Origin of the sequence: Bellilinea caldifistulae, from assembly GCF_001306055.1 — a bacterium.
Taxonomy (GTDB): Bacteria; Chloroflexota; Anaerolineae; order Anaerolineales; family Anaerolineaceae; genus Bellilinea; species Bellilinea caldifistulae.
In genome coordinates this window covers 65123-81640 of record NZ_LGHJ01000011.1, presented here as the reverse complement: position 1 = coordinate 81640, position 16518 = coordinate 65123, and the positions used below count along the sequence as shown (strand labels likewise).

Here is a 16518-nt window from a genome sequence, read left to right as displayed (position 1 = left end):
GAAGACTGAATGAACTTTGAAACGGTATTACCACTTGCGCCGTGGGTCGTTTTCTTCCCTGTGCTGGGTATTTTGCTGAATTTATTGTTGGGTAAACGCCTGGGAGAAAAGGGCATTGGCATCATTGCCAGTCTGGCTGCCGGTTTGTCCTTCGGTGTGGCGGTGTTGCTGGCTCTGGGATTGGCCGGACATCCGGAGGGGGCTACCTATCCTTTCCTGCGCTGGTTGGCCGTGGGGGACTTCGTTGCTGACTGGAATTTCCGCGTGGATACGCTTTCGGTGACGATGATGCTGGTGGTTGCCGGGGTGGGTAGCCTGATTCACATTTATTCCATCGGTTACATGCACGCCGATGTGCGCCATAATGGTGAACCCGGCCGCTTCCGCCGCTTCTTTGTGTTTCTCAACCTGTTTGTGGCGGCGATGATGATTCTGGTCAGCGCCGACAACTTCCTGATGCTGTTCGTCGGCTGGGAAGGGGTTGGCCTATGTTCGTACCTGCTGATCGGGTTCTGGTTCGAGAAGGGCGCCGGTGGAATTGCCAACGCTCAGGCTGCCAAGAAAGCCTTTGTGGTCAACCGCATTGGCGACTTTGGTTTACTGATTGCTATTTTTCTGATTTTCTACAATTTTGGCAGTCTGGATTTTGAAACAGTCTTTGCGCAGGCCCCGCAGGTTGCGGCTGCCCTGCCGGGTGTCATTCTGGCGATCACGTTGTTCATGCTGCTGGGTGTAACCGGTAAATCGGCGCAGCTGCCGTTGTACGTGTGGTTGCCGGATGCGATGGCCGGCCCAACCCCGGTTTCGGCGCTCATCCATGCGGCAACGATGGTTACGGCGGGTGTCTACCTGGTGGCACGCTCGCAGGCCCTCTACCAGCAGGTGGTGCTGGCGCAGGATGTGGTAATGTGGGTTGGGGCTGCCACGGCCTTTTTTGCGGCAACAATTGCGGTGGGGCAGTACGACATCAAAAAAGTGCTGGCTTATTCGACCATCAGCCAGCTGGGTTTTATGGTCACAGCGGTCGGGATGGGGGCTGCCGTGGCAGGGATGTTCCATCTGGTTACCCATGCGTTCTTTAAAGCGCTGCTCTTTTTGGGGGCCGGCTCGGTGATTTTAGGCATGGAACACGGCCATGAACACGCCGCGGCGCACGGCAGTCACACTGAGGGGCATCATTCCGCCTTTGACCCGCAGGACATGCGCAACATGGGCGGCTTGCGTGAAAAAATGCCGCTCACTTTTTGGGTCTATCTGATCGGTGCACTGGCCCTGGCAGGGATTGCGCCGCTCTCCGGCTTCTTTTCCAAGGATGAAATTCTGGCGGATGCCAGTCTGCATCATCCGGCGGTCTATCTTGTGCTGACCGCAGCCGCATTCCTGACGGCTTTCTATGTTGCCCGTCAGCTGGCGATGGTCTTCTTTGGCAAACCGCGCAGCGAAGCCGCCGCTGGCGCAGCAGAAAGCCCGGCGGTTGTGACCGTTCCGCTGGTTATTCTGGCGGTGCTGGCCGCGGTTGGCGGTTTGCTCAACTTTCCCACCACTCATTGGCTGGAAAAGTGGCTGGAACACAGCCTGTATGGGGTGGAGCCGGCCAGGTTCATCCTCTCGGTGGCGCTGATTTCGCTGGCGGTGGCTTTGACCGGTCTGCTGATCGGCTGGCTGGTTTATGGACGCAAACCGCTGGAAGATGCCCGCCAGCCCGACCCGCTTGCCAGACCGCTCAATGGGCTGTTTTTAGCGCTGGAACACAAATGGTGGGTGGATGAGTTGTATCAGGCCGTTGTGGTAAAACCCTATCTGCGGTTGGCGCAGTTCCTCGCTCAACCTGTGGATCAGGGGGTGATTGACGGGCTGGTCAACGGGGTTGGTAACCTGCTGCGTTCCACGGCTCAATCGTGGCGGCGCATCCAAAACGGCTATGTGCGTTCGTATGCGCTGACCATTCTGCTGGGTGTGGTGCTGGTGGTCACCTATCTGGTATTGCGCTGAGGCTGTCATCTTGTGGATCAAGGAGTTCTCATGATTTTTGGACTTCATCCGCTTCTTCTGGTCACTTTTTTGCCGCTGATCGGGTTTTTCATTATTCTGTTCCTTAAAGCCGAACAGAAAAACGCCATCCGCTGGACGGCGCTACTGACCTCGCTGGCAACTTTTGGGGTGTCGCTGGCGATGCTGGCTCTGTTCGATCCTGCCAGAGGCGACCTGCAACTGGTGTACCGAACCTCGTGGCTGCGGGTTGGCGGTATCTCGATTGATTTTTATCTGGGGGTGGACGGGCTGAGCATTCTGCTGGTGATGCTGACCACTTTCCTGACCCCGATTGCCATCCTTTCGACCTGGTCTGCCGTTGAAGAACGGGTCAAGGGGTTCATGGCTTTCTTCCTGCTGCTGGAAACCGGCATGATTGGCGTCTTTCTGGCGCTCGATCTGGTGCTTTTCTACATCTTCTGGGAGTTCACACTGGTACCCATGTACTTCCTGATTGGGGTGTGGGGTGGTGAACGCCGGGTTTATGCCGCGGTTAAGTTTTTCCTGTTTACGATGTTCGGTTCACTGCTGATGCTGCTGGCGATTCTGGTGATGGGCCTGCAGGTGGGTAGTTTTGCGTGGAATGATCTGCTGGCTCAACGGCAGTTATTTGCCCAGACTCAGTTGTGGCTGTTCCTTGCCTTTGCGCTGGCGTTTGCCATCAAAGTGCCGATGTTCCCGCTGCATACCTGGCTGCCGGATGCCCACGTGGAAGCACCGACGGCTGGCTCGGTCATTCTGGCGGGGGTATTGTTGAAGATGGGCGGTTACGGTTTTTTGCGCTTCAACCTGCCGCTTTTCCCCGAAGCCAGTTTACAAGCGGCACCCTACATGGCCGTTCTGGCGGTGATCGGCATTCTGTACGGAGCGGCGGTTTCATTGATGCAGAAAGATGTGAAGAAGCTGGTGGCCTATTCCTCGGTCAGCCATCTGGGGTTTGTGATGCTGGGCATCTTTGCGCTCACCCAGCAGGGGCTGGCGGGCGGCGTGCTGCAAATGATCAACCATGGGTTGAGCACCGGCGCGTTGTTTTTGATTGTGGGCATGCTGTATGAACGCCGCCACACCCGTGAGATGAGCGCCTATGGCGGCATCTGGAAGGTCATGCCGATTTTGGGGGCGTTGACGCTGATTGTCATGCTCTCTTCCGCGGGTTTACCGGGGCTGAACGGCTTTGTGGGCGAGTTCACCATTTTACTGGGGGCGTTCGGTTCGCAGGTGTTGAACAGCCCCTACTTTGCCGGAGCGGCGACGATTGGGGTCATTCTGGCGGCTGTTTATCTGCTGGTGATGTTTGAGCGGGTCTTCCTGGGCCCGGTGCGGGTGGAGGCCAACCTCTCCCTGAAGGATTTGAATGCCCGCGAGGTGATTACACTGGTACCTCTGCTGGTGCTGATTTTCTGGATCGGCCTGTACCCGGCGCCGTTTTTCAACCTGATTAACCCGAGTGTGGAACGGTTGGTTTCACTGGTGCAGGGTGCCGCGATGCTGGCCATTCATTAGGAGCGATGCGATGAACCTGAGCGATTTCATTCTCACACTTCCGATTATCACATTGCTGGTTTGGGCGCTGCTCCTGCTGGTGGTGGATTTATGGGTGCCCAAGGGACGCAAGGGCATTGTGGCAGCCCTGGCGGCATTGGGCCTGGCTGTGACGATGGGGGTTACGCTTTCGCAATCGGGCGGCAGCGGGCTGGCGTTTCAGAACATGATCATCGTGGACGGTTTTGCCGTCTACCTGAACGTGTTGTATCTGGTCAGCGGTTTGGTGGTGGTGGCGCTCTCTCACGACTATCTGAAACGCATGAATCTCGAACGGGGCGAGTTCTACCCGCTGATGTTTTTCTCGATTGCCGGCATGATGCTGGTGACCCAGGCTTATAACCTGATCATGGTCTTCCTGGCGCTGGAATTTCTCTCCATCCCGCTGTATGTGCTGGCCGGGCTGGCGCGCGAGCGGCCAGAATCGGAAGAGTCTTCCTTAAAGTACTTTCTGCTGGGGACATTCTCATCTGCATTTGTGTTGTACGGTATCGCCCTGATTTTTGGGGCAACAGCCACAACCAGCCTGGCGTTGATCATCGAGCGGGTGGGGCAAGGTGCCCTCAATCTTCCGCTTTTCATCGCCGGGGCTGCGCTGATGCTGGTCGGTTTTGCCTTCAAACTGGCAGCGGTTCCCTTCCATGAGTGGGCGCCGGATGTTTATCAGGGCGCGCCTACGCCGGTTTCCAGTTTCATGGCAGTGGCGGTCAAGGCAGCCGGGGTTGCGGTCTTGTTACGGGTTTTCCTGACGGCCTTCCCAAGCCTGGCGGCGGAGATGGCGCCACTCGGCTGGGGGATTGCGGCATTGACCATGCTGATCGGAAACCTGCTGGCGATTGCTCAGACCAATCTCAAACGGCTGCTGGCTTATTCCAGTATTTCCCACGGTGGTTATTTGCTGATGGCGTTTGTGGCTTATGGCAACCCGCAGGTAGCCGGTCAGGCGGTGGCGGCGATGTTGTTCTATCTGCTGGCCTACACACTGACCACCTTCGGGGCGTGGGCGGTGGTCATTTCGGTGGAGCAGAACGATTATCAGGGCCTGGAACTGGATGATTACGCCGGTTTAGGGCTGAAGTACCCCTGGCTGGGCGTGGCGATGCTGGTGTTCATGCTCTCGCTGACTGGTATTCCACTGACCATGGGCTTTTGGGGCAAGTTGTTCCTCTTCCGCGCTACCGTGGATGCGGGATATGTGGAACTGGCTTTGATCGGCTTGCTTTCTTCGCTGATTTCGGCGTATTACTACCTGCGCGTGGTAGTGATGATGTTCATGCGCAGCGGTGAACCGCGCATCCGCCGGGACGGCTGGTTGAGTCTGGTGGCGGTGGGTTCGGCACTGGCGGTGGTTGGGTTGAGCCTGCTACCCAATCAAATTTTGCAGATGGCAGCCCAGGCGATTCTCAGTTTGCAGTAGTTGGGGTTGCGCTTTTGCGGCGGTGGAGTGTTTCCAGCGCGTACAGTTGCAGGTTCAACACGGCTGAAAACTCTGCAAAGACATCCGAAGGCGAATCCTCAGCCGGGGTCAGGGTGAGTGATCCCGGCAACCCAATTAACAGGGCAATCATCCGCCGCAGAATGACCTGGCCTTGACCGGGCTGCAAATAAGGCAGCCGGCTTTCGATCAAGTCGGCTGTGGTTTGCAGGGAAACATGGAGCGGCCGGGTTATTTTGTCAATGCTGTCCGAATTGAGAGCCTGTGTCAGACGAGTTGGATGCAGGCTAAGCAGGCGGAGTAAAATGGTTTGACCGGCGGGTGCAGGTTGACGGCGCAGACTGCGTTCCACCAGCCGGGTGAAGGCAAGCGTCATCAGCGGTGGGGTTTGGGCGTGTAAATCGGCGCTTAAATCGTCCAACCAGCGGTTGAGGTTTTCAACCGTCAGGGTCAGGAATAACTGTTCTTTGGATTCAAAGTACAGGAAAAGGGTGCCTTTGGCAAGACCGGCACGGTCAGCAATCTGCTGCATGATGATTTGCTCGTAGGGGGCGTTTTGGAACAGTTCAGCCGCGGCATGGAGGATGGCGTTGCGGCGGGCATCTTTCTGGGCGGGGGAGATGGCGCGGGTACGTGGCATGGTTGAATGGCCTCCGGAGATGATGACTACCGGTCAATTATAGGGATGGAGGAAATGAAAGTCAAGTAATTAAAAATTGCGGTATAATAGGCGCAACAGCCCCCGTAGCTCAATGGACAGAGTGACAGACTTCGAATCTGGAGGTTCAGGGTTCGAATCCCTGCGGGGGCGCTGAATACGGAAGAGCCGGTGAGGTTCAGGGTCCCCGGAAGGGGATGATATTCGAATCCCTGCGGGGGCGCTGAATACGGAAGAGCCGGTGAGGTTCAGGGTCCCCGGAAGGGGATGATATTCGAATCCTGGGGGGGCGCTGAATACGGAAGAGCCGGTGAGGTTCAGGGTCCCCGGAAGGGGATGATATTCGAATCCCTGCGGGGGCGCTGAATACGGAAGAGCCGGTGAGGTTCAGGGTCCCCGGAAGGGGATGATATTCGAATCCTGGGGGGGCGCTGAATACGGAAGAGCCGGTGAGGTTCAGGGTCCCCGGAAGGGGATGATATTCGAATCCCTGCGGGGGCGCTGAATACGGAAGAGCCGGTGAGGTTCAGGGTCCCCGGAAGGGGATGATATTCGAATCCCTGCGGGGGCGCTGAAAGTTACAAAATGAGATTCAGCGCCACTGCAGGAAGATATCCATGCCGTGGCGCTGAATCAGAGCCGGCAATTGAGCCGGTGATGGTTTAGTTTCCGGCTTGAATGGCGAATACCAGATTCTGGATGTAGAACAAATCGCCGCGGCTGAAGGCGGGTGTGTCAATGTACTTGGTGAGCTGGGCTTTGTTTTCCCGTAAAATCAATGCCCTGGCCTGAAAGAGAGCCGGAATGCTGTAAAGGTTTGCCATCACCCCTTCACCCAGGCTGGACTCAAAGCGAGCAACGAACCAGTACGGGGCGACCGCTTCGTATTCCTGAACCGCTGCCTGAACTTGACTGAGCCGGTTTTGGCGCAGATAATCGGCTACTTCCGGTACCAGCCAGAGAAAATTGGCGGAAACATCCAGATGTTTTTTGTGGTATCGGTCGTTGACCCAGTATGAATCTTTGCTGAATAATTGTGCGCGAAGCGCGAGCAGGCGGTTGTATTCATTCGTCACCTGGGTGCGCAGTTGAGCATCCTGCGTCGTACGGCCGGCCATTTCCTGTAATCGCAGAAAGCCGTAGTAGCCGGCCAGATAGGCATTGTGCTCAAATGGCCTCTCGCGGAAGCGATCGTTTGAGAGACTTGCCGACCATTGCACGTTGATTTTACTGCGGGCGAGATCATAAATCCGGCCGGCATCATTCGGAAAGATCTGCGCATATTTCCACATGGCATAAAAATTGAAGGGTGGATATTCCCACGAAAAACCCCTTGCCCGGGCGCGCGGCGGGTGGTTCTTCAGATCGTTCTGCACTTCAGGGGGGAGTACCATATCCTCACGGGCTGCCCCGGTGTTCCAACCGATGGTGGCGTACATATTGGGGTCGAAAAAGGCGCTGAAGTGTTGTTGTAAATAAGGCCGAAGCCGATTTTGCAGATTGGCGGAGAGCAGCGGGTAGGCAATGCTCAGAACATAGAGAGTTTCACCGGGGTTGTCGAAGTAATCCACAAATTCGGAGTTGTTTGCCGCAAATTGACCGGGATTGTAATAACCCGGCCGCAGATGACCGGCGTCAATCATTTTGCTGATTTCGTTTTCCAATCGGCTGATCAATTGGCTGTTGTCCAGTGAACTTCCATAAGAAGAGGGTGGGTTGATCCGCACGATGGGCAATAAGCCCGGCCCACTGCCGCTGCCGTAGGCAATGATGGTGTTGCTGCGATGGGTGAATAACATCCCCTGATGCGGGATGATCGGGTTTTGGTCGCCGTGATTGTGGTAAGCGGCGTTGACGCTGTTGGTGGTGCCGCGGTACCAGCCCTGCAAGCGCGGCCAGCCGGGCCAGATCACCCAGGTGGGATCATAGCCGGGCGCCTGTTGGCTGAGGTTGTACGACCACAGCTGGCGGCTTTGCCCGGGGGTAGTTACCGAAAAATAATCACCAACGCGATCACAACACAGATTGCGGTAGATGACAGTGCCGCCTCCGGAAATCGCCTGAGGTTCAGCCAGCGCGCCAGCGCCGCCAATTACACTCAAGAAGGGTTCGCCCAGGTGCCACCCCATCACTCTCCCTTTTGAGTCGGAGCAGCACTGGTAGAGTGAGCCGGCATAGAGCGTGCCATCCGGTCCGGCGATGGGCGGGTAACGGTTGCCGGAGTTAGTGCCCCACCATGCAAACGGGGCGTATTCCAGGTTGCCGTCGTTGTCAGTATCGAAGCGGTATTCCTGACCATTACTTTGATTCAGCACCACAAACACCCGCCGCCACGGCTTGTGTTTGAAAGGATCAGCAGCGGGATCTTCTTCCAGATATTCCAGCACACTGCTGGCATCAACGACCTGAAAACCATTGGATCCTGGTTGAGGACCGTAGATTGCGCCGAAAATTTGCCCTTCGGGGAAACCTTCAAAAATACCTTCCAGTTGCAGTTCGCGGTACGTGCCGAAAGTGCTGCCGGATTGTGAGGTCAGGCTGTTCAAGCCCGGGCGGGAACTGGTGCGGTAGCCCTGGGCAACCGAAAAAATGACCTTATCCTGATAAATGACCGGCCAGTAGGATTGGAACTGCTCGCCGGGCATGGTTTCGGAGCGCCAGATGAGGGCGCCGGTGGTAGCGTTGAGAGCGTAAGCGCGGTTGTCGCCGGCTGCAAAATAGACGGTGTTGTTGTTGTAAGCCGCGGTGAGGAAAATTGGCCCGCCGGCGGTGAAGGACCAGAGTAGCTGACCCTGTCGGGGAGTATTGTGTGCCCCGATGGCGTACATTTTCCCGTCCCGGTTGCCGATGATCACCTTGCCATCCGCGACCAGCGGGTTGGCGCTATAACCGGCGCCTGCTCCGGAAAATGACCAGAGATACTGGCCGGTACGGGCATCCAGGGCGTGAAGTTTGCGGTCATAACCGCCCACATAAACCACGCCATTGTCCACCGTGGGGGAATTTCCCAGCGGCATTTCGGTGTCAAAGCGCCAGGCCACGGAGCCGTCGGCGGCGTTGAGAACAATCAAACCTTTTGCAGTGGAGATATACAACAGCCCGTCCACGGCAATAATTTGCACATTTTGGGGGATGTAGGCTTCAATGGGGCGGTACCACTGGAGGGATAAATTGCCTGTCACATCGTGGCTGATCCACGATGTGCGTTGGGGGTTGGCTGCCAGGGTTGACCAGTTTTCGCTGCTGATCCCCCGGCTGACGAGAGGAAGGTAAATCACCCCACCATCATCATTGGGTATCACCTGATTGAGGCCACTGTACGGGCTTTTCAGGTTTATGCTTTCATTAGCAGTCAACTGGCGGGGTGAATACCCGGCGACAGGCTGGACGGTTGTTGCCAGCAGGACAATCAGCAGCGTGATGAAAAAAAATTTTTGTAAGTTGTTTTTAAGGCTCAAAAAGTACTCGAAAGTTGCGACAGGAGCATTTGGTTGCATCATGAGACTTTTCCCTTATAAAGAGTTCCTGTTTGGGTATCGTTAAGTTGCGATTGCCCCCTGTCGCTCAGGAACATTACTTTGTTGAGTATAAATATCAAGCATTCTATCTGTCAAGGAATGGTTGGCGGAATTTACAATACTGTAAACTTTGGGGACTATGAGGCGGTTTTACAGGCCTGGTCAAAGCAGCAGTTTGATTTGACCACCAAAAAAAATTGGGATATAATACGCCGTGCAAGATATGGCTCACTAGCTCAACTGGCAGAGCAACTGACTCTTAATCAGTGGGTTCAGGGTTCGAGTCCCTGGTGAGTCACCTTTAGAGGTACTTTACCATCATCAAGTCAAAAAAACAGGGATTCCATCCCTGTACTCTGCAACGCACCCGATGGATCCCTGGGTGCGTTTTGTGTGTTCAGCAGGAAGGTCAGGTATGGTTACACTCCCCACATTTCTCCCGGTAGCCGAAGCCGCCCGCAAGTACGGGCTGGAGGAAGCCCGCTTGCGCCAATGGATTGAGAAGGGTAAAATCAGGGCGGGAGTTGTGGCTGGAGAAATGGTCGTGAGTGAAGATGAAGTGCGAGTTGAAGCCATTCAGGAAAAGGGTCTCCGCAAAGAGGATTTGCCGGAGTACCAGAAACACGCGCATTTGAAGGGATGCAGTATCGGATTCACAGAAGCAGTTGATAAATACAAAATCAATCTTTCAACACTACAAAGGTGGTACAAAAAGGGACTTATTGCGGAAGTTAAGAGAGAGAGAGGATTGGGGGGCGAAAAGATATTTTTGGATGAAGCCGACCTTGCTTATTGCGTAGAGGTGTATCGTGCTAAAGGTGGGCGAGGAAAGTGGTTATTTGATAAGCAGGGTCTGCCGTACCAACCCAAAGGCAAATATTCGATTTACTGAAAACACTTAACTAATCATTTTTTATTTTTGAAAAACTTACCCAAGTATTGACAAGATGGGTAGGTACGTGCTAAACTATCCCTAGCACCTTTTCAAACCAAGAACGAACTGCCTCAACCGAGACGCACCCGCAAACACAACGCCCCGCCGGGCGTTGTGCGCCCGACCGGGGCGTTCCGTGAGCCGTGTGGGTGGCACGCTCACGGTTGAGGCAAGCAGAGTGCGCTGCTCGCCTCGTGAGGAAGTATACCACGAGAGAACAGAACCCTGCGATGACCCCGGCAGGGTTTTTGTTTAGCGGTGTTGGCTCACTTCTTTCCCTCCATTCAGGCGGCAGGTGCGTGAGGATGGGTTCGAGTCCCGTCCGCCTGAAACAGCACCTTGACAAGCGACATGGTGATCCTCCAAACAAACCAGCCGCCAAAGAGGGGCAGGATGCTCCCCGATCCTGCGGTGGGTGCAAATCCCACCCGGCTGGACTGGCGAACCTGACCTTGCTAGCGAGGCAGGTGCAGCCCGGCGCACCCTATACGTGATGAGCGGAAAGGCAAGAGACATGAGCGCCGGGAAACAGGCAGGGTGACGGCCCGGAGAGACGGGAATACTACTCCGCCTGCAATGGTGGGGGACAGCCGGGAAAGACCGGCATGGGCAACCGACTATCCAGGTTGAGCGAGGGGTGCGTATTCGATACCACGCACAGGGGTTTGACCACGTTCCCCCGCCGAAAAACGAGGAAGTCCCCCGGTGGTGCAAGGGACGGGTTTTTGACCACGTTTTGCCAGAAAAACGAGCGTTTGTCCCCCGGTGGTGCAAGGGACAATTTCTGGATGAGGTTTCCCATGTGTGAGCATCGAAACAAAGTTGGCGACAATTACGGTCTGACCTGCCTGGACTGCGGGACGGTACTGGAAGGCTACGGCTATCGGGTGCAGAGTCCTACCTGCCGTCATGTCTGGCTGAAAGGCGAGGGCGGTTACGAGTGCCTGTACTGCGAAGAATGGCTGAACGAGGAGACCTGGCAGATGTTCTACGACAACCCCATCGGCGTATGAACGCCGATTTTCATTTTTCCCCACGAGGAGCGATAACGATGCTGGAAATCCAACTGATCGGCAATCTGGGCAAAGACCCGGAAGCGCGCTACACCCCTGAAGGGGTGCTGGTGTGCAGTTTCCCGGTGGCGGTCAAGACCCGCAAGGACGAGACCGTGTGGGTGGACGTGAGTGCCTGGCGGGAGTTAGGCGAACGCTGCCACCAGTACCTGGCAAAGGGGCGGCAGGTGTTCGTGCGGGGTGTCCCTGCGGTGGAAGCCTACACCCGCAAGAACGGCGAAGCAGGAGCCAGCCTGAAAGTGACCGCCCAGGTGGTGCAGTTTTTGGGCGGCGGTAAGGCGGAAGCAGAGACCGACAGCACCAGGGGTGAATTGCCGTTCTAGATCTTGAACTTGATTGAACCAACAGCCTACCTGAAATTTGGTTCGACCGGATGTCGAAAGGGCGGAGCGTGGGAGATGGACAAACCCATCTGTGAAAACTGTGGGGATGTGATCGAAGGCGAAGCGGTCTGGCTGAAAGAGCCGGACGGAAAGCCTTTGCGGGTCTGTCATGACTGTGCCAACCCGGAGTTTGGCGGCCTAACGGCTGACGAACTGGACGAGTTAATTGCCTTCGAAGCCGAAGTGCGTGAGCGGGAAGAGCGCAAGTTTGAAATCCTGTTTCGGCTGGAAGGGCTGCCTGCCGATGACTCGCTGTGGGTGGAACTCCGAGAGCGGTTGGGGGTGAGGTGAGGGATGACCAGGCGGCTGTGGCAGACCCCGCCGGGGTATTACTGGAAAGTGGTGGTAGACCCTACTCGCAGCGGGGACGAACCGGGCATCTTCTACGGCGGACACTTCCGCTGGACGGACATTGTCCTGCCGGGGTGGGATGAGGAGAGCCGCCGGATCCCCTGCCCGTGGCCGAGCGGGACGGTGTTCGAGAACGTCAAGACCGGCGAGCGGGTGGTGATTCAACGGGGTAAGGTCGTGCGGGCCGAGGGCAGCCGAGCGGTGGAGTTGAGACAGTGGACGGGTGTATCCTCGGATTGATCTTGTTTGTGGCAGTGGTGCTGTACTTCACGCTGGGGCTGCGGGCGAAAGCGGAACAATACACCCCGCCGCCGGAGCGGCATGTGGACGCCCGCAATGTTGACCCGGGCGAGACCTACCGGACGGTGATGGGGGCGGTGGATGAGGTGCAGGGCCGCTGGCTGGGGGGCAGATACGGCGATGAGGTCATCCACCTGCACCTGCCGGGCCGGGCGGAGATTGCCCGGCACGATTCGGACTTACGGCGCAGCCTGCGCTGGCTGGAAGAAGAAGCCGGAGCGGTGGATGTGGTGCTGCACTACGAGGGCGAACCTGCGGTAGACCGGCGGGTACGCTGGGACAGGCTGGAGAGGAATGCAGACGGCAGCATCCGCCGCAGTGAATGGCGGCGCACAGAGGCGGGCTGCCTGCCGCTGCTTGCATTAGTGATTGTTTTCTTGCTGATTGGAGTACTGGTCTGGTGAAGCGAGTAGTGATTATCGTCCTGCTGCTGCTGACCGGCTGTGTAAGTACACCTCCGGTGCAATACGCCCCGCCCGACCCGGCTGCCCTGCGCGCAACCGCCCAGGCTGCCGAAGCGCTGGCCGGGCAGGTCGAAGAGCAGACACGGGCGACTCAGGCGGCGCAGGAAACATCCCTGCGGCAGACCGCCGAAGCGGTCAGGCTGGAAGCCACTCGGCAGGCGGTCAGCCTGGAAGCCACAAAGCAAGCCCTTGCCATCGCCGAACAGGCGTATCAGATGACGGCTACCGCCGAAGCCGTCCGGCGGCAGGCCGAACGGGAAGCCCAAGCGCAGCGGCAGGAAGGCTGGCTGCAATTGCTGGCATTGCTCATCCTGCTCTTGACACTCCTGGCATTGGGCGGAGTGGTGGTCGTGCTGGTGTGGAGAGCGGGCAACGAGTGGATTGCCTGGCAGTCCCGCCGCAGGCAGTTGGTGGAGAGCCGGGCGGGAACGTTGCTGCTTCTAGCCGGGAACGCCCCGCCGGTGCGGGTGCAGGTCATCCAACCGGCCTTACCGGCGAGGCTGCCGGATGAAGGGGATGAGAGCGAGACCGAGCCTATTCCGTATTCAGTGGATGGGGAACTGGTTGGCTTCATCCAGCGTCGGGCAGACCCGCACAAGCGGCTGGCGCTGCGCTTGCTGCGGGAGAGCATCCAGACGGTTGGAGCGCAGTCGAATCGAATTCCCGGCTGGCGTGAATTGGGCTGGAGCGCCGAAGTGTGGAGTCAGGCGGTGCGGTTGCTGTCGCGCTATATCGAGACCCAGCCGGGCAAGGGGACGTATCTAACAGGGGAGTACGCCACCCTGCAAGAGTTGTATTATGCGGTGGGAGAACGCCGGGCAGTCCTCTCCCCTGCCCCGGTGGAGTGAGTGGAATTGTTCGGCGAACAGAACGGCGAACAGGACAGAACAGAACGGAACAGGGCAGAACAATGGAACTGGACAACGAACTGGTCAAATTCAATCCGTATCGCTGCAAGGCCTTGGGGCTGACACCGGTTGAGGCGCGCTGCTTGAACTACGTGCGGCTGCACACGCCGCTGCACACCCGCATGAAGCAGACCTTTCCGGGGGTGTATGAACGCCTGGAACGGCGGGGGTTGATCGAGATGATTGCAGGTGAGTGGCGGCTGACCGAAGCAGGAAAGAGCAAGATACGGGTGTTGTTAGAGGGCAAATGAATGAGGCGGTTTGTGCTGGTACGGGAGAGCGACCCGAGTGGAGTGAGCGGTACGGGCGTGGTCGCCGAGGGAGTGGAGTTTTCGGACGGGCTGGCGGTACTGCGCTGGAAGCGCGAGCCGTATGGGTTGAATGTGTACCTGAAAATCGAGGATTTAGTGACCGTGCATGGACACGGCGGAGCAAGTTATATCGAATGGCTGGACGGAGGTAATGGACATGGACAGGACCGAATGGCGGGTCTATCGCATCGAGGACAGGGACGAACTGGCAGCGGCGATTGCGTTGTACGAGAAACGCAAGGGGGTGAGACCCCGCTATGCGCGGGTGAGTGAGAAAGCCCCGGCGTGGCTGCTGGCACTCTTGGAAGAAGCGGACGGGTTGGAGATTGAGCGGGCGGGTAATCTACTCGCGTTCGATGTCTGGCTGACACATGAGAAGAAAGCGCAGCCACAGTTGAGTTTGTTCGGGGAGGCGGGATGATGGGAAAAGTGATTACGGTTGCTCACTTGCGGGAGAATACCGGCAAAACAATCACGGCGATCCAGTTTGCCTACAATCTTTCTCTTGAGGGGCGGGTACTACTGCTGAATTTTGGACGGGCGAATCAACATAAAAGATTTTTTGAAATTGAGTATGTCTCTCCTCTCGCCGATTATGAGAAGCTGCTTGAAGGGGGATTAGATTTTGCTCACCACTTGTCTTCTGTTAGCCCTAGACTGTGGCTAATTGACTCGAGTGTAGAAAAAATAATCAAAGTAGGGGAATTATTCAGAGAGCGAGTTGATGAACTTAAGGAATTATTAAGCCGGAGTGGATTTGAGTGGGTAATTATAGACACTCACCCATTTCCCACGCACACGACCTATGTGAGCATGGCAATTTGTGATCATTTACTGATTCCGACTACGAAAGATTTTTTAGCGTTCAAGACATTTGGGCATACCGTGGCGGCGTATGAAAGTGTTCGTGAAGATGCCGAACGAAAAAATGTAAGTATCTTGCTGACCAAAGTAAGGAATGATGATTTAGAAGCAGAGGACTACGAGCGATTCGAAATGAAAGAGGCGGTTATTGGAGAGATTTCGATGGAAAACCAGGACTTGATTGGACTGGGCTGGCAGGGGTTATCTCCGGGGCGGAAAGTACGCATTCGAGCGAATTTTGAGTATAGGAAGGCTATTCAACGCTTCTTGACGAGATTGAACGAGGAGGTGAATGGATGACAAAAGTCATCACGATTGCGAATCAAAAAGGGGGGGCGGGAAAGACCACCACTGTCCTCAGTCTGGCTCACGGCTTGGCGCTGCGGCGAAAAGAAGTATTAATTTTGGATTTTGACCCACAGGGTCAAAGTGCCAGTTATCTAGGGTTGAAGCAAGAACCGGGTATCTTTTTCTTATTGATGTCGTCGATTAAACCACTAGAGAAAAATGAGTTAATTCTCCTCCGTCAACAAGTGAGGGGGACGGGTCGAGCGAATTTGTGGATCATACCGGGTAGTCAGGAGACTGCTGTAGCTCAGAACTCCCTATCTGCATTAGATAAGCCGGTGTCGTACATACGAGATGCGATTCATGTTTTCATGCGTAATGGTTTAGATTACATTGTGATGGACACCAGTCCATCATTGGGCGGGTTGCAAGAGCGAGCGATTTGGGCATCCGACTTTGTGATTGTACCGGTGGCGATGGAATTTGGCTCGCTGGAAGGACTGAACAAGACCGTAGGTATCATGCGGAATTTGAAAGAAAACAAAGGCTGGCGGGGGTCACTGGGTGGAATACTGCCCACGTTTTACGATGATGTAACGCGGGAGACGAAAAAAATTGAGGAAGACCTGAAAGCAGGATTTAGTGAAACGGTATTACCGCCGATCCACCGAGCAACGGTATTTCGGGAATGTATTGCCGAAGGACAAACTGTTTTTGAAAAAGCCCCAACAAGCCGAGCCGCACAGGAATATGCGTGTTTAGTGGATCAAGTGTTGAAGTGGTAAGTGAGTAAAAGAATGGCAGAGCGTAGGACATTCTGGGCTGGCAAAAGCCAGGAAGAAGAACAGACTAACACAGGGAGGACTGTACCTTTGGCATTGCCGCAGATCAGCGTGGTGGATCTGATGAAAGGTCCCAAGAAGCCGCGTAATCGCACTTGGGAAAAGGCACATCGTGCTAAGACCTTTCGGAGTGTGCCTGAGGAAGTAAGCGCAAGAGTGGTAGCGATTGCCGATCAGGTGGGCGTGACGGCGGATGAGGTGGCAAGGGCATTTCTGGAGTATGGTCTCTTTTGCATGGAGCGGGAAACCCTGACGATTCAACCCAAAGTCAAAGGGACACGTATGACGCTTTACCCGCTTGATAGTGGCTGGACGAAACAGAACGGTTGGGTTGAAGAAGGGTGGAATCCTGTTCCAAAGGCAGTCAGTCCGAGCAAAAGCAAGCGTAAGCGAGAAAGGGAAGAGCCGCGGTTATGGGCTTCCCGTGTGGCTTACCGCTTGCCCGATGAGCTGGTCAAGCGGCTGAAAGAGAAAGCCGACAGGCACAATGTTCCTGTTGGGGAACTGGTTGGGCTGCTGCTCAAACACAGCGCAAATCGTTATGAAGAGGGTGTACTGCGGCTGACACCTTACCCAAAACAGGATGCACAGGCACGATGGGAGGAAAGGTAGCAAT

Annotated in this window: 17 protein-coding genes and 2 tRNA genes; 17 read left to right on the top strand and 2 right to left on the bottom strand. The window is 56.0% G+C overall.

Annotated features, from left to right (window positions below; all coding sequences use genetic code 11):
- The first annotated feature begins 9 nt into the window (after positions 1-9).
- From nuoL to AC812_RS04990, 3 genes are read left to right on the top strand one after another with little or no spacing between them, the layout of a single operon-like run.
- Positions 10-1992: an NADH-quinone oxidoreductase subunit L gene (gene nuoL / locus AC812_RS05000; RefSeq protein WP_061919818.1), complete on the top strand. Its 1983-nt coding sequence runs from the start codon at positions 10-12 to the stop codon at positions 1990-1992.
- A gap of 30 nt (positions 1993-2022) precedes the next feature.
- On the top strand, positions 2023-3534 hold the full coding sequence (locus tag AC812_RS04995; protein WP_061919816.1) for a complex I subunit 4 family protein: 1512 nt from the start codon (positions 2023-2025) through the stop codon (positions 3532-3534).
- Between the two features lie 10 nt (positions 3535-3544).
- Positions 3545-4990 carry an NADH-quinone oxidoreductase subunit N gene (locus AC812_RS04990; RefSeq protein ID WP_061919815.1) on the top strand — a complete coding sequence of 482 codons (1446 nt, stop codon included), beginning with the start codon at positions 3545-3547 and terminating at the stop codon, positions 4988-4990.
- Here AC812_RS04990 and AC812_RS04985 read toward each other — a convergent pair.
- Positions 4977-5648, bottom strand: a complete 672-nt coding sequence (locus AC812_RS04985; RefSeq protein ID WP_061919813.1) for a TetR/AcrR family transcriptional regulator — start codon at positions 5646-5648, stop codon at positions 4977-4979. The genes AC812_RS04990 and AC812_RS04985 overlap by 14 nt on opposite strands.
- Positions 5649-5746: 98 nt before the next feature.
- Here AC812_RS04985 and AC812_RS04980 point away from each other — a divergent pair.
- Positions 5747-5819 (top strand) — tRNA-Arg (locus AC812_RS04980).
- Positions 5820-6328: 509 nt separating this feature from the next.
- On the opposite strand, the gene AC812_RS04975 is transcribed toward AC812_RS04980, so the two are convergent.
- Positions 6329-9166: a PQQ-binding-like beta-propeller repeat protein gene (locus AC812_RS04975; protein ID WP_061919811.1), complete on the bottom strand. Its 2838-nt coding sequence runs from the start codon at positions 9164-9166 to the stop codon at positions 6329-6331.
- 243 nt (positions 9167-9409) lie between these two features.
- Here AC812_RS04975 and AC812_RS04970 point away from each other — a divergent pair.
- The 13 genes from AC812_RS04970 to AC812_RS04910 all read left to right on the top strand — a co-directional run bounded on the left by AC812_RS04970 (position 9410) and on the right by AC812_RS04910 (position 16514).
- A tRNA-Lys gene (locus AC812_RS04970) sits at positions 9410-9482 on the top strand.
- 186 nt (positions 9483-9668) lie between these two features.
- Positions 9669-10076: a hypothetical protein gene (locus AC812_RS04965; protein ID WP_236839279.1), complete on the top strand. Its 408-nt coding sequence runs from the start codon at positions 9669-9671 to the stop codon at positions 10074-10076.
- Between the two features lie 842 nt (positions 10077-10918).
- A complete protein-coding gene (locus AC812_RS17520) occupies positions 10919-11131 on the top strand; it encodes a hypothetical protein (RefSeq protein ID WP_061919807.1) in 213 nt (70 codons plus the stop codon).
- 38 nt (positions 11132-11169) lie between these two features.
- A complete protein-coding gene (locus AC812_RS04955) occupies positions 11170-11514 on the top strand; it encodes a single-stranded DNA-binding protein (RefSeq protein WP_061919805.1) in 345 nt (114 codons plus the stop codon).
- Between the two features lie 75 nt (positions 11515-11589).
- Positions 11590-11865: a hypothetical protein gene (locus tag AC812_RS04950; protein WP_062158816.1), complete on the top strand. Its 276-nt coding sequence runs from the start codon at positions 11590-11592 to the stop codon at positions 11863-11865.
- Between the two features lie 3 nt (positions 11866-11868).
- Positions 11869-12165: a hypothetical protein gene (locus AC812_RS04945; protein ID WP_061919801.1), complete on the top strand. Its 297-nt coding sequence runs from the start codon at positions 11869-11871 to the stop codon at positions 12163-12165.
- Positions 12141-12629, top strand: coding sequence for a hypothetical protein (locus AC812_RS04940; protein WP_145962600.1), 489 nt, complete (start codon positions 12141-12143; stop codon positions 12627-12629). Before AC812_RS04945 ends, AC812_RS04940 begins: the two co-directional genes overlap by 25 nt.
- On the top strand, positions 12626-13537 hold the full coding sequence (locus tag AC812_RS04935) for a hypothetical protein (protein WP_061919797.1): 912 nt from the start codon (positions 12626-12628) through the stop codon (positions 13535-13537). Before AC812_RS04940 ends, AC812_RS04935 begins: the two co-directional genes overlap by 4 nt.
- A 62-nt stretch (positions 13538-13599) precedes the next feature.
- On the top strand, positions 13600-13848 hold the full coding sequence (locus AC812_RS04930; RefSeq protein ID WP_061919795.1) for a hypothetical protein: 249 nt from the start codon (positions 13600-13602) through the stop codon (positions 13846-13848).
- Positions 13849-14065: 217 nt separating this feature from the next.
- Complete coding sequence (locus tag AC812_RS17515) at positions 14066-14329, top strand: hypothetical protein (protein ID WP_145962599.1); 264 nt, start codon at positions 14066-14068, stop codon at positions 14327-14329.
- A complete protein-coding gene (locus tag AC812_RS04920) occupies positions 14326-15072 on the top strand; it encodes a ParA family protein (protein ID WP_061919791.1) in 747 nt (248 codons plus the stop codon). Before AC812_RS17515 ends, AC812_RS04920 begins: the two co-directional genes overlap by 4 nt.
- Positions 15069-15845 carry a ParA family protein gene (locus AC812_RS04915; RefSeq protein ID WP_061919789.1) on the top strand — a complete coding sequence of 259 codons (777 nt, stop codon included), beginning with the start codon at positions 15069-15071 and terminating at the stop codon, positions 15843-15845. The genes AC812_RS04920 and AC812_RS04915 overlap by 4 nt, the downstream gene beginning before the upstream one ends.
- Positions 15846-15857: 12 nt before the next feature.
- Positions 15858-16514, top strand: a complete 657-nt coding sequence (locus tag AC812_RS04910; protein WP_145962598.1) for a hypothetical protein — start codon at positions 15858-15860, stop codon at positions 16512-16514.
- Positions 16515-16518: the final 4 nt, after the last annotated feature.

Coding starts and splice junctions, on each gene's coding strand:
- AC812_RS04950 (WP_062158816.1), top strand. CDS start 11,590: ATGGACAAACCCATCTGTGAAAACTGTGGGGATGTGATCGAAGGCGAA.
- AC812_RS17520 (WP_061919807.1), top strand. CDS start 10,919: ATGTGTGAGCATCGAAACAAAGTTGGCGACAATTACGGTCTGACCTGC.
- AC812_RS04945 (WP_061919801.1), top strand. CDS start 11,869: ATGACCAGGCGGCTGTGGCAGACCCCGCCGGGGTATTACTGGAAAGTG.
- AC812_RS04990 (WP_061919815.1), top strand. CDS start 3,545: ATGAACCTGAGCGATTTCATTCTCACACTTCCGATTATCACATTGCTG.
- AC812_RS04920 (WP_061919791.1), top strand. CDS start 14,326: ATGATGGGAAAAGTGATTACGGTTGCTCACTTGCGGGAGAATACCGGC.
- AC812_RS04910 (WP_145962598.1), top strand. CDS start 15,858: ATGGCAGAGCGTAGGACATTCTGGGCTGGCAAAAGCCAGGAAGAAGAA.
- nuoL (WP_061919818.1), top strand. CDS start 10: ATGAACTTTGAAACGGTATTACCACTTGCGCCGTGGGTCGTTTTCTTC.
- AC812_RS17515 (WP_145962599.1), top strand. CDS start 14,066: ATGGACAGGACCGAATGGCGGGTCTATCGCATCGAGGACAGGGACGAA.
- AC812_RS04915 (WP_061919789.1), top strand. CDS start 15,069: ATGACAAAAGTCATCACGATTGCGAATCAAAAAGGGGGGGCGGGAAAG.
- AC812_RS04985 (WP_061919813.1), bottom strand. CDS start 5,648: ATGCCACGTACCCGCGCCATCTCCCCCGCCCAGAAAGATGCCCGCCGC.
- AC812_RS04975 (WP_061919811.1), bottom strand. CDS start 9,166: ATGATGCAACCAAATGCTCCTGTCGCAACTTTCGAGTACTTTTTGAGC.
- AC812_RS04955 (WP_061919805.1), top strand. CDS start 11,170: ATGCTGGAAATCCAACTGATCGGCAATCTGGGCAAAGACCCGGAAGCG.
- AC812_RS04995 (WP_061919816.1), top strand. CDS start 2,023: ATGATTTTTGGACTTCATCCGCTTCTTCTGGTCACTTTTTTGCCGCTG.
- AC812_RS04930 (WP_061919795.1), top strand. CDS start 13,600: ATGGAACTGGACAACGAACTGGTCAAATTCAATCCGTATCGCTGCAAG.